At 70.1% G+C, this 15,507-nt stretch carries 13 protein-coding genes; 11 read left to right on the top strand and 2 right to left on the bottom strand.

The annotated features are described in order from the left end of the window. Nucleotides 1-39 precede the first annotated feature (39 nt). From ACZ4VW_RS21250 to ACZ4VW_RS21225, 6 genes are all read left to right on the top strand, one after another. Nucleotides 40-1,332, top strand: a complete 1,293-nt coding sequence (locus ACZ4VW_RS21250; protein ID WP_467964593.1) for an extracellular solute-binding protein — start codon at nucleotides 40-42, stop codon at nucleotides 1,330-1,332. 85 nt (nucleotides 1,333-1,417) lie between these two features. Then, nucleotides 1,418-2,314, top strand: a complete 897-nt coding sequence (locus ACZ4VW_RS21245) for a carbohydrate ABC transporter permease (protein WP_467964812.1) — start codon at nucleotides 1,418-1,420, stop codon at nucleotides 2,312-2,314. Next, nucleotides 2,311-3,141, top strand: coding sequence for a carbohydrate ABC transporter permease (locus tag ACZ4VW_RS21240; protein ID WP_467964591.1), 831 nt, complete (start codon nucleotides 2,311-2,313; stop codon nucleotides 3,139-3,141). The genes ACZ4VW_RS21245 and ACZ4VW_RS21240 overlap by 4 nt, the downstream gene beginning before the upstream one ends. Before the next feature lie 104 nt (nucleotides 3,142-3,245). Then, the gene (locus ACZ4VW_RS21235; protein ID WP_467964589.1) at nucleotides 3,246-4,718 is read left to right on the top strand and encodes a non-reducing end alpha-L-arabinofuranosidase family hydrolase; all 1,473 of its coding nucleotides are present in this window, start codon (nucleotides 3,246-3,248) and stop codon (nucleotides 4,716-4,718) included. A 309-nt stretch (nucleotides 4,719-5,027) separates the two neighbouring features. Beyond that, on the top strand, nucleotides 5,028-6,194 hold the full coding sequence (locus tag ACZ4VW_RS21230; RefSeq protein WP_467964587.1) for an aldose epimerase family protein: 1,167 nt from the start codon (nucleotides 5,028-5,030) through the stop codon (nucleotides 6,192-6,194). Nucleotides 6,195-6,612: 418 nt separating this feature from the next. After that, nucleotides 6,613-7,968 carry a flavin monoamine oxidase family protein gene (locus ACZ4VW_RS21225; protein ID WP_467964585.1) on the top strand — a complete coding sequence of 452 codons (1,356 nt, stop codon included), beginning with the start codon at nucleotides 6,613-6,615 and terminating at the stop codon, nucleotides 7,966-7,968. A 230-nt stretch (nucleotides 7,969-8,198) separates the two neighbouring features. Here ACZ4VW_RS21225 and ACZ4VW_RS21220 read toward each other — a convergent pair whose 3' ends face one another. Beyond that, nucleotides 8,199-9,551: an acyl-CoA dehydrogenase family protein gene (locus ACZ4VW_RS21220; RefSeq protein WP_467964583.1), complete on the bottom strand. Its 1,353-nt coding sequence runs from the start codon at nucleotides 9,549-9,551 to the stop codon at nucleotides 8,199-8,201. A gap of 170 nt (nucleotides 9,552-9,721) precedes the next feature. Here ACZ4VW_RS21220 and ACZ4VW_RS21215 point away from each other — a divergent pair, with 170 nt between their 5' ends. Continuing rightward, nucleotides 9,722-10,342 carry a TetR/AcrR family transcriptional regulator gene (locus ACZ4VW_RS21215; RefSeq protein ID WP_467964581.1) on the top strand — a complete coding sequence of 207 codons (621 nt, stop codon included), beginning with the start codon at nucleotides 9,722-9,724 and terminating at the stop codon, nucleotides 10,340-10,342. Nucleotides 10,343-10,351: 9 nt separating this feature from the next. Here ACZ4VW_RS21215 and ACZ4VW_RS21210 read toward each other — a convergent pair whose 3' ends face one another. Then, a complete protein-coding gene (locus ACZ4VW_RS21210) occupies nucleotides 10,352-12,490 on the bottom strand; it encodes an ATP-binding SpoIIE family protein phosphatase (protein ID WP_467964579.1) in 2,139 nt (712 codons plus the stop codon). Between the two features lie 312 nt (nucleotides 12,491-12,802). Between ACZ4VW_RS21210 and ACZ4VW_RS21205 the strand changes: the two genes are divergently transcribed. The 4 genes from ACZ4VW_RS21205 (at nucleotide 12,803) to ACZ4VW_RS21190 (ending at nucleotide 15,399) form a co-directional block, all read left to right on the top strand. Further along, nucleotides 12,803-13,129, top strand: coding sequence for an enoyl-CoA hydratase-related protein (locus ACZ4VW_RS21205; RefSeq protein WP_467964577.1), 327 nt, complete (start codon nucleotides 12,803-12,805; stop codon nucleotides 13,127-13,129). Between the two features lie 206 nt (nucleotides 13,130-13,335). Continuing rightward, on the top strand, nucleotides 13,336-13,650 hold the full coding sequence (locus ACZ4VW_RS21200) for a hypothetical protein (RefSeq protein ID WP_467964575.1): 315 nt from the start codon (nucleotides 13,336-13,338) through the stop codon (nucleotides 13,648-13,650). A 4-nt stretch (nucleotides 13,651-13,654) separates the two neighbouring features. After that, nucleotides 13,655-15,259: a sodium/solute symporter gene (locus tag ACZ4VW_RS21195; protein WP_467964573.1), complete on the top strand. Its 1,605-nt coding sequence runs from the start codon at nucleotides 13,655-13,657 to the stop codon at nucleotides 15,257-15,259. Beyond that, complete coding sequence (locus tag ACZ4VW_RS21190) at nucleotides 15,256-15,399, top strand: DUF6126 family protein (protein WP_467964571.1); 144 nt, start codon at nucleotides 15,256-15,258, stop codon at nucleotides 15,397-15,399. Before ACZ4VW_RS21195 ends, ACZ4VW_RS21190 begins: the two co-directional genes overlap by 4 nt. Nucleotides 15,400-15,507: the final 108 nt, after the last annotated feature.

The raw sequence follows: 15,507 nt of genomic DNA, 5'->3' as shown, positions 1-15,507 counted from the left end.
TTTCGGGCCAGAACTGGCATTCCCCACCCCGGAGGTCCCATGGCCAGCACCCCCCCGAGCCGACGAAGCTTCCTGGCGCTCTCGGGCTTGACCCTCCTGTCCGTCTCCATGGCCGCGGCCTGCGGATCCGACGGATCCGACAGCAGCCCGGCGGGCGACGGCAAGGTGACCTTCGCGTGGTGGAACATCGCCACGACGGAACCGGGCAAGTCCCTCTTCCCGGAGATCTCCTCGGCGTACACGGCCGCTCACCCGAACATCACCATCAGGACGACCTCGCTGGAGAACGAGGCGTTCAAGTCCAAGCTGACCGCCACCACTTCTTCGGGCAGGCTCCCCGACGTCTTCCAGACCTGGGGCGGTGGCGTGCTGCAGCAGCAGGCCGACGCGGGCCTGGTCGAGGACCTCACCGACGTGCTCGACTGGTCGTCCGAGCTCACCCCCGTCTCCCTGCGGCCCTATCAGTTCGGGGGCCGGACCTACGCGGTGCCGTACGACATCGGCATGGTCGGCTTCTGGTACAACAAGAAGCTCTTCGCCAAGGCCGGGATCACCGCTCCACCGGCCACCTGGGCCGAGCTTCTCGAAGACGTCAGGAAGCTCAAGGCGGCGGGCGTCACCCCGATCGCCCTCGCGGGCAAGGAGAAATGGCCGGGCCACTACTACTGGGCCTACCTCGCGATGCGCGTCGCGGGCCTCCCCGCGCTGCAGCAGGCCGCGACCATCAAGGACTTCACCGGCGCCGGCTTCGTCCAGGCCGGTACCCACCTCAAGGAACTGGTCGACCTCCAGCCGTTCCAGGCGTCCTTCCTCGGCGCCGGCTACGCCACCCCGGGCGGCCAGGCCGCGACCATGGGCAACGGCAAGGCCGCCATGGAGCTGATGGGGCAATGGGCACCATCGGTGCAGAAGGACGCGGGCGCCGATCTCGGAGCGGACCTGGGCTTCTTCCCCTTTCCGACGGTGGACGGCGGAGTCGGCCGGGCCACCGAGGTGTTCGGCGGCGGCGGCGGCTTCGCGCTGCGCAAGGGCGCCCCCAAGGAGGCGCTGGACTTCCTGAGGTTCTTCGTATTGGAGAACGAGTCGAAGCTGCTGGCCTCCAACGGCTACCTGCCGGTGGTCAAGGGCGCGGAGCGGCAGCTCACCGACGCCAACAAGAAGGTGGTGGCCGACAGCCTGGTCAAGGCGACGGGCTTCCAGCTCTTCCTCGACCAGGCATATCCGCCGGCGGTCGGCCAGGAGGTCAACGACAGCGTCGCCGACCTCATCGCGGGCAAGAAGACGCCCGAGCAGGTCACGACGTCGATCACCGAGGCTGCGAAGGGTGCCTAGCGCCGTGCCCACCCTGACCGAGGAGCGGACGGAGGACGCCGTGCCGGTGCGCCCGCCCGCCCCTGCCCGGTCGTTCCCGCGCGAGCTGGGAAGCTGGGCGTCGATCGCCTGGTTCCTCGTCCCGGCTCTGGTCCTCTTCCTCGTCTTCGTCCTCGCCCCGATCGCCGTCGCCGTCCACACCAGCTTCTTCAAGTGGGGCGGAATCGGCCCCATGGACACCTTCGTCGGCTTCGAGAACTACACCAGGCTCTTAGCCGATCAGGTCTTCCTCGGCGATCTGGGGCGCGGGCTGTACCTGATCGTCCTGTCGGTCACGGTGCAGTTGCCCTTCGCGCTGTTCACCGCGGTCCTGCTCAACCAGAGGCTGCGCGGCCGGGCCGTCTACCGGATGCTGTTCTTCGCGCCGTACATCCTGTCCGAGGTGGTCACGGCGGTCCTCTTCACCATGATCTTCCTTCCCGGCGACGGTATGGCCGACCATCTCGCCGGCGTCCTCGGCCTGGAGGGACTGCAGGGCAAGTGGCTCGCCGATCCCTCGACGGTCATGCCGACCCTCTTCGTGGTGATGACCTGGAAGTACTTCGGCTTCCACATGATGCTCTTCCTCGCCGGGCTGCAGAGCATCCCGCGCGAGATCCTCGATGCCGCCGCCATCGACGGCGCCGACGCCTGGCAGCGCTTCCGGTACATGACGCTGCCGCTGCTCGGCCCGACGATCCGGATCAGCGTCTTCCTTTCGGTCATCGGGGCCATCCAGCTCTTCGACCTCGTATGGGTCATGACCGCGGGCGGGCCCAACCACTCCTCCGAGACGATGGCGATCTCGATGTTCCAGTTCGGCTTCAAGCGCTACCAGGTCGGCTACGCCAGCGCGATCAGCGTGGTGCTGTTCATGATCAGTCTGGTCTTCTCCCTCTTCTACCAGCGGTATGTGCTCCGCCGTGACCTGAGCGGGGCCGTCACGACGGGAGGTGGCCGGTGAACGCCCGGCGGACAGTGCGCGGCCTTTCGCTGCACGCCGTGGTCTGGCTGATCGGCGCCTTCGTCGCGGTGCCGCTGATCTACGCGGTGCTCTCAGGGTTCAAGAGCACCGGCGAGCTGACGACGAACCCGTTCGGGCTGCCGAAACAGTGGAGGACCGGCAACTACACCAGCATTCTCGGCGAGGGGATGTTCTGGCGTCAGATCGTCAACAGCGCGGGCGTCGCGATCGGCACGACATGCTGCACGGTGGCGGCCTCGGCGATGGCCGCGTTCGTACTGGCCCGCTACGCCTTCCGCGGCCGGGAACTGTTCTACACCCTGTTCACGATCGGCCTGATGTTCCCGTTCGCGGTGGCCGTCCTGCCGCTGTTCCTGCTGCTGCGCAACGTCGACCTGCTCGACAACCCGCTCGGAGTGATCCTTCCCCAGGCCGCCTTCGGGCTCCCGATGACGATCATCATTCTGCGCGGTTTCTTCCGGACCATCCCGGCGGAGGTCGAGGAGGCGGCCGTCATGGACGGCTGCGGCAAGTTCCGCTTCTTCTGGAAGATCCTGCTCCCGATGGCGCGGCCGGCGCTCGGTACGGTCTCGGTGCTGGCGATCGTCGCGAGCTGGAACAACTTCTTCCTGCCGCTCCTGGTGTTCAACGACCCGAAGTGGCAGACGATCCCCGTCGGTGTCCAGCAGTTCCAGGGTCAGTACTCGACCGACTACGCGCTCGTCCTCGCCTACATCGTGCTCGCCATGGTCCCGGCCCTCGCCTTCTACGCCGTCGCCGAGCGCCAGTTGATCGGCGGCCTCACCGCGGGCGCCACCAAGGGCTGACCCGTCCGCGTCACCTCCACCCCCGAGGAGACCTCGCGAAACGCCCGACCGCACCGACAGCCGTCGGGGTCACCTCACCTCCGTCCCCCAAGGGAGCGCTTCTGATGCGGTTTCGCCGTCCACCCCTGGTCCTGAGTCTCGTCCTCGCGACCCTGTCGTCCCTCCTGCTCGGAGCCACGCTCCTCACCGCCCCGCCCGCCGCCGCGGCGACCGTCGACCCCACCGCCTCGTACGTGCTGGTCAACCGCAACAGCGGCAAGGCCCTGGACGTCCACAACCTGGCGACCGCCGACGGCGCCCGCATCACCCAGTGGACCAGGAACGACCAGAACCAGCAGCGGTGGCAGTTCGTCGACTCCGGCGGCGGCTACTACCGCGTCACGTCCCGCCACTCCGGCAAGGTGCTGGACGTCCACAACCGGTCCACCGCCAACGGCGGCTCGATCGTCCAGTGGACCGACCTGAACGGCACCAACCAGCAGTGGCGGCTGGCCGACAGCTCGGACGGCTACGTGAGGCTCATCGCGCGCCACAGCAACAAGGCCCTGGAGGTACAGGGCGCCTCCACCGCCGACAACGCGAACATCGTCCAGTACGACGACTGGGGCGGCGCCAACCAGCAGTGGCAGCTCGTCAAGGTGGCCGGCGGCAACCCCGGGACGTGCGCTCTTCCCCCGGCATACCGCTGGACGTCGACGGGCGCGCTGGCGCAGCCCAAGCCGGGGTGGGCCTCGCTCAAGGACTTCACCGTCGTCCCCCACGACAGACGGCATCTCGTCTACGCGACGACGCACGGCGCCGCGGGCACGGGAGCGGGCTGGGGTTCGATGAACTTCACCCCGTTCACCAACTGGTCGGAGATGGCCTCGGCCGGCCAGAACACGATGTCGAGTTCCGTCGTCGCGCCCACGCTCTTCCACTTCGCGCCGAAGAACATCTGGGTGCTCGCCTACCAGTGGGGCAGGACCGCCTTCTCCTACCGGACGTCGAGCGACCCGACCCTTCCGAACGGCTGGTCAGCGGAGCAGGAGCTCTTCTCCGGCAGCATCGCCGGCTCGGGAACCGGCCCCATCGACCAGACGCTCATCGGTGACGGGACGAACATGTACCTGTTCTTCGCCGGTGACAACGGCAAGATCTACCGGGCCAGTATGCCGATCGGGAACTTCCCGGGCAGTTTCGGCGCGACCTCCACAGTGATCATGAGCGATACGACGAACAACCTGTTCGAAGCCCCGCAGGTCTACAAGCTCCAGGGCCAGGACCGCTACCTCATGATCGTCGAGGCGATCGGCTCGCAGGGCCGGTACTTCCGCTCGTTCACGGCCACCAGCCTGAACGGCTCCTGGACACCCCAGGCCGCGACCGAGAGCAACCCCTTCGCCGGCAAGGCCAACAGCGGCGCCACCTGGACCAACGACATCAGCCACGGCGAACTGATCCGTACGAGCGCCGATCAGACCTTCACCGTCGATCCCTGCAACCTGCGGTTCCTCTACCAGGGACGCAGCCCCGGCTCCGGCGGTGACTACGGCCTGTGGCCCTACCGGCCGGGGCTGCTGACACTGCAGCGCTGACGCCACGACCGGGTCCGGCTCCGGAGCGGGGGCGGCGGAGTGGCCCGGCGGAAGCCGGGCGCGCTCCGGTCGTGCCGGGTCCGCGACCCTCGAGTGGTTCGAGCTCTCGGACGGCAGGGGGATCTCGCTCACCGAGGAACGCCGACGTCGTCGGCGTTCCTCCAACGTCCGTTGTGCGTACGGCAGATGGGCGGCACACGTGCGATGTGGGGACCCTTGACACGCTCCTCGTGGCGTTACTACGGTCACGCCACAATTTCGAACGTGTGACGAAATATCGAACGTCCTACGTCAAGGAGCCCCATCGACATGACCATCGACAGGCGTACGGTGATGGCGGCGGGCGCCGCCGGAGTGGCGGCAGCGGCTGCGGGGACGGCCCCGGCCTTCGCCGCGAGCGGCACGGAACGGGTGGGCGGCCGGCCGGCGAAGGAGTTCTTCGGGACCTTGCCCGACGGCACACCCGTCCACCGTTGGACGGTGTCCGCGGGCGGCACCCGGCTGAGCGTGCTGTCGTACGGCGGCGTCGTCCAGTCCCTCGAAATTCCCGACCGGCACGGGCGCTACGCGAATGTGTCGCTGGGCTTCGACACCATCGAGGACTACGTGGCGGGCAGCCCGTACTTCGGCGCGATCATCGGCCGCTACGGCAACCGCATCGCGGGCGGCGCCTTCACTCTCGACGGCCGCACGTACCGACTCCCCGTCAACGACGACCCGAACAGCCTGCACGGCGGGGACAAGGGCTTCGACAAGCGGGTGTGGGACGTCGAGCCGTACACGAAGGGGACCGACACCGGCCTCACCCTGCGCTACGTCAGCGCGGACGGCGAGATGGGCTACCCGGGCACCCTGCGCATCCGGGTCGACTACGTCCTCACGCCCCGCGGTGACTTCCGCATCGACTACGAGGCCGTGACGGACAGGGCCACCGTCGTGAACCTCACCAACCACACGTACTTCAACCTCGCGGGCGAGGGCAGTGGCAGCGTCCTCGACCACACCCTCAGGATCGCGGCGTCCCGCTACACCCCCGTCGGCTCGACCCTCATCCCGACCGGCGAATTCGCCAGGGTCGCGCACACCCCCTTCGACTTCCGCAGCGGCAAGCCCATCGGCCGGGACATCCGCGACGCGCACCCGCAGGTCGTCTTCGGTCGCGGCTACGACCACAACTTCGTGCTGGACAAGGGACTCACCGACGCCCCGCGCCATGTCGTCACCGTGACGGAGCCCGTCCACGGCCGCGTGATGAAGATCGCGACCACCGAGCCGGGCGTGCAGTTCTACAGCGGCAACTTCCTCGACGCCACGCTGGCGGGTCCCTCGGGGAAGGTCTACCGACAGGGTGACGGCTTCTGTCTGGAGACCCAGCACTTCCCCGACTCGCCCAACCAGCCGTCCTTCCCGTCGACGGTGCTCCGCCCCGGGCAGACCTACCGCTCGACGACGGTGCACTCCTTCGCCGCCCGCTGATACGGGAGAAGCCGGCGCCCAGGCCGACGACGTACTTCCCCACCCGCGGCGCCGACCCGGGTGCGTGCGTCGTCGGGCGGGCCGAGTGAAAGGCGCCTGACCGGCGAGAGTCCGTGTCAGGCGCTTCTTCGTGTCTCTCCAAGGTGCCGGGTGTGGGGGACGGGGCGCGGTGGAGATGGCTCCTATTCGAAATCGATTCGACTTTTGGTAGTCTCGTTGGCGAGCAGCAGGAAACGCTGTTCGCAGGTCGTACGCGTCGCTCTTCGCGCCCCGGACATCCGGGCGCGCAGTGCCACGGCCTCTCCGATGGGCCGGCTCCCGCGCGCTGCGACGCCCCCTTCACATGGGAGCCGCCGTGGAAGCCGTCGCGAAGCACGCACGCGCGAGCGTGGTGACAAGCCAGAAGGAGTCGCGAGTCATGGTCACAAGGCAACATGCGGACGAGGAGACCTGCGACGTCGTCGTCATCGGCGCGGGCATGTCGGGTCTGATGGCGGCGACAACCCTCGCGGGCAAGGCCGACGTCGTGGTGCTCGAGGCGGAGGATCGGCCGGGCGGACGCGTCGAGACGGTCCGGAAGGGCGACTACTGGATCAACGTCGGGACCCAGTTCACCGAGGGGACCGGGCCGTTGATCGAGGCTCTCGACCGGCACGGTATCGAGAGGGGATCCCTGGCCGACACGAGTGTGGCGCTGGTCCTCAACGGGACATTGGTCGACACGGCCAACGTGTCCGCCCTCCTGTTCCGCACGCGGATGAGTCTCATGGACCGTGTCGGCATGGCGATGGTCGGTGCCCGCATCCTCTCCGCCGTCCCGTTCCTGGAGTCGGACAGCCGCCTGGCGAAGAAGGTGCGGGCCAGCCTCGACAGGCGTCTCGCATCGGACCTCCTGCGCGGTGTCCGCTCCGAGATGACCCGGGCCGTGGTCCGGTCCTGGGCGGGGCAGTGGATGGGGTGCGAGCCGGAAGAGACGGCGGCGACCCAGCTCGTGGTGTCGATCGGACTCGCCCTGGCGGACCCGGCGAAGGTGCCGAACTTCGCCCTGCCGGTCGGCGGCAATCAGGCCCTGACCGACATTCTCGCCGCGGACCTCGGCGAACGCCTTCGGCTCAGATCGCCCGTCCGGTCCGTGGAGAGGAGCGGAGACGGTGTCGTCGTGCACTACGTCGACGCGGGCCGCCCGGTGCGGATACGCGCCCGGCGCGCCATCGTCTCGGTTCCCAGTGACGTCGCGCTGCGAATCCTGCCCGACCTTCCCCAGGCTCACCGTGACGCCTTCGACGACATCCGCTACGGCCGGTACGTGATCGTCGGCTTCTTCACCGAAGAGGAGGGGCCTCAGCCCTGGGACGGGTTCCTCGGCGTGTCCACGCCGCAGCTCTCCTTCCAGGCGATGTTCAACCACGCCGCCGCCCTGCGCAAAGCCGGCCCGCGGAAGCCGGGCGGGGCCCTGGCCTGCTTCGCCGGTGGCGCCTCGGCCGACGTCTTGTTCGAGCTCTCCGACGAGGAGATCGTCGCTCGGTTCTCCAGGGACCTGCTCTCGGTCTACCCCCAGCTCGAAGGCAAGCTCGGGGAGGGGATCGTGCGCCGCCACCATCGCGTGGTGCCGTTCTGGGCGCCCCGGGGGCGGGAGTCGCTGCCGACGCTGCGCGCCCCCCTCGGACCGATCCACCTGGCCGGCGACTACCAGCTCGACATGCCGTCGCTCGCCGACGCGGCGACGTCGGGCGAGAACGCGGCCAGGGCGGTTCTCTCGAGCCTGGGCCGCTGATCCTTCAGCCTGGAGGGACACGCGGCCTCCTCGACGCGATCACCCTGGCGCCCGCGGCTCGCACGGCAGGCCGTTCTCTCGTCCTGAGAGGACGGCCTCCGGTGCGTCCGGGGCCGGCGTGACCGTGCGGGCGCTACGGGGCGCGCGGACCCGGCCGGAACCGGCCGGGTCCGACCTCCGGTCCGATCTCAGGGACCTGGTCCGCGCCGGCCGGCCCCGCCGGGGCCGCGTCAGGGGGTGAGCCCGATCCGGTCCGGCAGGGACGGGGCGCGGCGAACACGCTGACGAGGGCCGAGAGGCCGCGAGGGGTCGGCTCCCACCGTTCGGCCGTCGCCGGTGGCGGCCCGGCGGCTGAGCTCGGCGCGGGCGAGGGCGTCCTTGTGCACCTCGTCGGGACCGTCGGCGAACCGCAGCGCGTGGATGCCGGCGTAGGCACGGGCGAGCGGGAAATCGGGGGAGAGGCCCTCGGCGCCGTGGGTCCGGATCGCCTTGTCGAGGATCCATCGGACCGTGCGGGGCGTGGCGATCCTGATGGCCTGGATCTCGGCGTGGGCGCCCTTGTCGCCGACGGTGTCCATCAGCCAGGCGCACTTGAGCACCAGGAGCCGCAGTTGCTCGATCCGGAGCCGCGACTCCGCGATCCAGTCATGGATCACGCCCTGGCCGGTGGGCGGCTTGCCGAAGGCCACCCGCTCCTCCACGCGGGCGCACATCAGCTCGACGGCCCGCTCGGCGACGCCGATGGAGCGCATGCAGTGGTGGATCCGCTCCGGGCCCGACCGGGCATGGGTGATCGCGAACCCGTCGCCCTCCTCTCCGATGCGGTGCGAGGCCGGGACCCGTACGTCATGGAACACCAGCTCCGCGTGGCCGCCGTGCTCCTGGCCCTCGTACCCGAAGACCTCAACGACGCGCCTGATCTCCACTCCGGGGGTGTCGCGCGGCACGAGGATCAGCGAGTGCCGGCGATGCCGCTCCGCGTCCGGGTCGGTCCTGCCCAGGACGAGGAACACCCGGGCGTTGGGGTTCAGCGCCCCGGTGATCCACCGGGTGCGGCCGTTGATCACGTAATCTCCCCCGGAGGCTTCGCCCTGGGAGGTGCACCCGCCGTCGGGCACGATCGACGTGGCGATGTGCGTGGGGTCGGAGGAGGTGGCGTCGGGTTCCGTCGTCGCGAACGCGGAGCGGATCTCGCCGGCGAGCAGGGGCTCCAGCCACTCCTTGCGCTGGGCCTCGGTGCCGAAGCGGGAGAGGACGTCCATGGTGCCGGTGTCCGGCGCCGCGCAGTTGAGGACGGCGGGCGCGAGTTCCGGCGAGTGTCCGGTGATCTCGGCGAGAGGCGCGTACTGCAGGTGGGTCAGTCCGCCTCCCTGCTCGCCGGGCAGGAAGAGGTTCCAGAGGCCACGTCGGCGGGCCTCGGCCCGGAGGTCGCCGAGGACGGGGACCGAGTCCCAGGCCCATCGATCGTCGAGAGCTCCGAGCTGCTTCCGGAACACGGGCTCTGACGCGTGGATGTGACTCCACATCAGGTCGAGCAGATTCTCGCGGAGCAGTTCGGTGCGGGGGTCGAAGGCGAAGTGCATAGTCGGTGTTCCTCGAGTGCGGCGAGTCCGGCGTCGGCTCGTCAGACCACGGACGATCGGCCGGCGGAGATATTCGATGTCGATTCGTATTCGAGTTTAAGGGGTGTTCGTCGCCCGTCAATGCGCGTCCAGCGGGACGCTCGACGCCTTGGCTGATACGATCTCGAATCGTGTTCGATAGAAAAGCGGCAACTCAGGCACCGGCTCGTCCAGGGGCGCAGCGTCGCGGGCTGGAGCGCAGAAAGGCCATCCTCGACGCCGCCGAGGCCCTGCTCGCCGAGCAGGGGTACGAGGCCGCCACTCTGAAGGCGACGGGTGATCGCGCCGGCATCCCGATCGCCTCCATGTACCACTACTTCGCCGACCGGTACCAGGTCGACGCCGAACTGCTGCAACGGCACCTGGGCAAGCTCGACGAGCTCATCGGCGGCGCCCTGGCCGAACCCAGGGCGCAGACGCTGCGCGAGGCCGTCGACGTCATGATCGACCTGCTCGTCGACTACCTCCGCCGCCACCGCAGCTGCACGGAGCTCTGGTTCGTGGGACGTCACACCCCGCTCGGCGAGCTGGTGCGCGCCTTCGACGAGGTGCAGGCGGAACGGTTCTGGCGCCACCTCGTCGACCGGGGCCTCATCTCCTCCGACACGCCCTTGCTCGCCCTGCTGCTCGCCTTCGAGGTGGGCACCGGGCTTTTCGACATCGCGTTCCGGCGCTCGCCGGCCGGTGACGACGCCACGATCGACGAAGCGCGCCGCCTCGTCACCGCGTACCTGGAGACCTACGCCGCTTGAGAACCAGGATCACGCAAGGGACTGCTCCGCCCAGATGACCTTGCCCTCGCGGCTGTGGCGCGTGCCCCAGCGTTCGGCGAGCTGGGCGACCAGCAGCAGGCCGCGTCCGCCCTCGTCGAAGGTCCGGGCGCGGCGCAGGTGGGGGGAGGTGCTGTTGGTGTCGAAGACTTCGCAGGTCAGTGCGGAGTCGAGGATGAGCCGCAGATGGACGGGGGGCCTGCCGTAGCGGATCGCGTTCGTGGCCAGTTCGCTGACCATCAGCTCCGAGGCGAAGGCGAGCTCGTCCAGTCCCCAGGCGGTCAGCGTCTCGGTCGTGAAGCGGCGGGCGCCGGAGACGGCGGCCGGGTCGGAGGGCAGCTCCAGCGTGGCGACGTGGCGGGGGTCCAGTGCCCGGGTACGTGCGACCAGGAGCGCCACGTCGTCGGCCGGGCGCTCCGGGAGCAGGGCGGTCAGCAGCCGGTCGCAGACCTCGTCCGGCGGCATCGAGGACCGTGACGCCTGCGCGAGGACGTCGCTCAGCAGCGTCAGCGCGGCACCCACGTCACGCGCGCGGCCCTGGATGAGGCCGTCGGTGTGGAGGGCGAGCAGGCTGCCCTCCGGCAGTTCCCACTGCGCCGTCTCGAACGGAAGTCCGCCCAGCCCCAGGGGCGGACCGATCGGCAACTCCGGGAAGTCCCCGTCCTCGGAAGCGGTCGAAGGGGTCGCCACGGCCGGCGGTACGTGCCCGGCGCTGGCGAGGGAGCAGAGGCGGGTGGCGGGGTCGTAGACCGCGTACAGGCAGGTGGCGCTGATCTCGGCGTCCCCGCGGGTCTCCTCCCGCTGGAGCCGGATGACCACGTCGTCCAGGTGGGTGAGCAGTTCGTCCGGCATCAGGTCGATGTCGGCGAAGGCGCGGACGGCGGTGCGCAGCCGGCCCATGGTCGCGGCGGCGTGCAGGCCGCGGCCCACGACGTCACCCACGACGAGGGCGACACGGGCGCCGGACAGCGGGATCACGTCGTACCAGTCACCGCCCACGCCCGCCCGTGACCCGCTCGGAAGGTAGCGGGCGGCGGTGTCGGCGGCGGACTGCTCCACCGGGCCCTGCGGCAGCAGGCTGCGCTGGAGGATGAGCGCGGTGGTGTGCTCATGGGTGTACCGGCGGGCGTTGTCGATGTACACCGCCGCCCGGGCCGCGATCTCCTGCGCCAGCAGAAGATCGTCGTCGTCGAACGGCGCGGCGGTGCGATCGCGGGCGAACTGGGCCAGGCCCAGGGCGGCCCCCCGTGCGTGCAGGGGCAGCAGCAGGACCGAGTGTATGCCGTCGTCGGGCGGGCCCGGCGGCGCCGACGGAGCGGAGGCGTCCGCCGCCGTGACCCGGAGGAGCATGGGGCGTCCCGTGGCCAGTGCCTCCGCCGGCGCCGACTCCGCCGGGTAGGTGTGCGAGCGTCCTGTGCCGACCGGGGAGTCCGAGGAGTCGTCCAGGGCGGAACGCTGGGCGATGCGCCGCAGCACGGGGGCGTCCGTGGGCGGTTGGGGCTCACCGTCGCGCAGGACGGAGTCGAGGAGGTCGACGGTGACGAGGTCGGCGAAGTGGTCGACTCCCACCTCCGCCAGCTCCTCGGCGGTCCGGACCGTGTCGAGCGTGCTCCCGATCCGCCTGCTCGCCTCGTTGGTCAGGGAGAGCCTGCGCTGCATCCGCCGGTCGCGTACCTCTTGGTAGGCGGTGACCACCTGCTCCGAGCTGCGGTCGACGTACGCGAACGCCGTCGCGATCAGCTGCACCGTCGCGGCGTTGGCCAGCCGCTGGTCGTCGGTGAGCCGGGCGGCTTCCTCCTGCAGCCACTGGAGCAGGCTGACGTGCCCGAGCCGGTAGGCGCGGAGGAGATCGCTGATCGGTACGCCGTCCTCGGCGAACCGGCGGGCGAGTTCCAGGGCGGCGGCCGGTACCTCGGCCCGCGTCACGTCGCGGTGGTGCTCCAGGGCCTCGAGGAAGGCAGTCGCGTGGTCGGCCGTCTCCCGCAGCGCTACCGGGGCGAGATCCGCGTGCCGCACCAGCTCCGGAAGCTCGCCGCGCATGCGTTCCATGAGGGCGCCGGCCCACTGGTCCGAGCGTGGCCGCAGCTCCCGCGCCAGGCGGCCGAGGAACGCGGAGACGTCCTTCTCCATGACTGAAACGTATCCAAGGTCCCGGTCGCCCGCCTGTCCGGAGGGCGGTGGCCGAGCGGACGGCGAGGCCACGCGGCGGTACGACGGCCGCTGTGGCCGACGGCCGGGGAACTCTCGCCGTCGAGGGGAGCTTGACAGTTCCTCACCTCACGGCCCTAAACTCAAATACGATTCGAGATCGAGTCTCGCTCTCGGCCCGCCAAGCCGACCGCGACACGGAAGTCGCCGTGGGCGTGCGGCGACGCAGGAGAACGGAGAGGGCCCTGGCCGGCCTCCCTCATGATTTCGACCACCTTCACCGAGTTGTTCGGAGTGGATCATCCGATCGTCTGCGGCGGGATGACCGGCGTCGGCACGGCGGAGCTCATCTCCGCCGTGGCCGAGGCGGGTGCACTCGGGTTCCTGAACGCCTTCACGCCGACGATGGCCGGGGAGTTCGAGCGGACGTTCACCGAGGTGAACGAGAACGACGACGTACGGGCCGTCGTCGTCACCGGTGCGGGCAAGGCGTTCTGTGCCGGCATGGACCTCGGCTCGGACGGCAACGTGTTCGGGCTCGACGAGTCCCGTACGCCCACGCTCGCGTCTGGCATGCCGCCGTTCTACGACGAGTGGATCGCCGCCACCGAGGGCGACTGAGGACGACCGGCAGGCCGTCCCTCCAGCCCTCCGCCCTCCAGCCCTCCGGTATCCGCAGCCGCCCCCGTGCCCCGTGCCCCGCGTTCTCGGGCATGGCGGTGCGGCGGCGGCGCGGTTCCCTCCGCCCCGGACCCCCCGTACGGCGTCCCGGCTCCACCGCGACACCGCTTCGCATGCCGTCATCCCCCTCATCCCCCGGAGGTTTCGTGCGCTCCCTCTCTCTCCCGACTCCGCCCGCCCGACCACCCGCGCCCCCACACGAGGGGCACGCGCAGCGGGCGTTCCTGCTCGTCAACGCGGTGCCGCTCGGCATCGGCGTCGTCCTGTCCTGCTCCTCCTCGCTCACCGGTGTCACCGTGCACGGCCGGCTCACGCTGGGCGTCGTATGGGGCCTGCTGCAACTCGGCGTCTTCCTCGGCAGTGCGTGGTGGTACGAGAACCGGGCCACGAGCCTGTGCGATCCCGGCGCGCGGTCACGGGGCTCCCAACCGCCGTTCACCGGGCCAGAGTCGGGCTGGTGAACCGGTGACGACTCCGCTCCTCCTGAGCTCGGGCGCACTCGACCCCGTCGGCTCGGCCGCCCGTGGCCCCGTGATCAGCGCCTTCCTGATCTTCATCGGACTGTGCCTGCTGTGGACCTTCACCCTCGCGAGCCCGGACGAGCGTCCGGAGAGGCTCTACACCGCGGACCGGTCCCTCTCGCCCGCCTTCAACGGCTTCGCCCTGGCGGGCGAGTACATCACCGTCGTCACCCTGTTCGCCGCCTCGGGGGCGATCGCCCTCTTCGGGTACGACGGACTCGCCTCCGCCGTCGACAGCGTCATCGCGCTCGGTGTCCTGCTCCTGCTCGCCCAGAAGATCCGCGAGAGCGGTCACTACACGCTCGGCGGCCTCTTCTCCCTCCGGGCGTCGGGCCAGGGACCGCGCACGGCGGCGGCCGTGGTGACGCTCGCCATCACGATCCCGCTGCTCATCGTCCAGCTGCGGGCCGCCGGCATCAGCGCGGCCCTCCTGATCGGCATGTCGAGCGACACGGCCCAGGTGGCCTGCACGATCCTGATGGGTTGCCTCGTGGCCTGTTTCGCCGCGGTGGCCGACCTGAGGGGCACCAGCTTCGTCCAGGTCGTCAAGGTGCCCGTCACGCTCGTGACGCTCGCCGTGGTCACCCTGCTCGCCCTGCGGAAGTTCTCCTGGAGCCCCGGCGGCCTGCTCGACGCCGCCGTGGAACGGAGCGCGGCACCGGACGGGTACCTGAGCCGGGGGCTCTGGGCGCACACGGCGGGCCTGGGTCCGCTGAACACGCTCAGCGACCACATCGTGGTGATCCTGGGGATGGCGATGATGCCCCACCTGATCCTCCGGGTCGCCGCGTCGCGCAACGGGCGGTCGGCCCGACGCTCCACGAGCATCGCCGTGGGACTGACGGGCGCCTTCTACCTCCTTCTGATCACGACCGGCTTCGCGGCGGCGGCCGTGGTCGGCGGCGAGACGATCGGCGCGGTCGACGCCAACGGGCAGGCCGCCCCGATCCTCCTCGCCTCCGGAGTCCTCGACCACGGATCCACGGCGCGCGTGCTCCTCATCACCGTCATGGCCTGCGTCGCCTTCCTCGCCGTGCTGACGGCCGTCGCCGGCGTGACCTTCGCCGCCGCGGTCTCCCTCACCCACGACGTCCTCAGCCGGACGAAGCGCCCCCTCACCCCTACGGCCGAGGTGTGGGCCCTTCGTACCGCCGTCGCCGTCCTGTGCGTCGGAGGGGTGACACTGTCGGCCTCCGTCCACCGCTATCCCGTCGAGTTCCTGGTCACCTTCTCGCTGGGCGTCGCGGCGACGTGCGTCTTCCCCGTGCTGATCTACTCCTTCTTCTGGCCGGGGTTCAACCGACGGGGGCTGGTGTGGTCCGTGTACGGGGGCCTGCTCCTCTGCACGAGCCTCACCTTCTTCTCGCCCACCGTCTCCGGGACCGGGTACGCGCTGTGGCCGGACGTGGCCTTCGACTGGTACCCGTTCCACACCACGGGTCTCGTCTCGGTCCCGGCGGCCTTCCTCCTCGGATGGCTCGGCAGCAGGAGGGCGCCGGCGTCGTGTGAAGGAGCATCCGCGAGAAGTCCGGAAGGGCAGCCGTCGTGAGCGGCGGGGACACCGTCACCGGCCGGGCGAACGAGAGGTGGAAGGCGAAGGGCGTCGCGTGGCGGTTCTTCTTCCACGTCGTCGGCACGTACGTCTTCCTCAATGTGGTGGGTCTCCTGGGCGCGCACGCCCAGGGGTAGCGAGCGCCGAGTCCCCCGCGTGTGACCCCCATCCATCGCGAAATCCCCGCCGTGACCTGCACGGCGGGGATTTCGCGATGGATGGGGGGCGACGTACGCGCCGGTCGC

It is taken from the genome of Streptomyces sp. NPDC029139, assembly GCF_055564335.1.
This window is presented reverse-complemented; position numbering and strand designations above follow the sequence as displayed.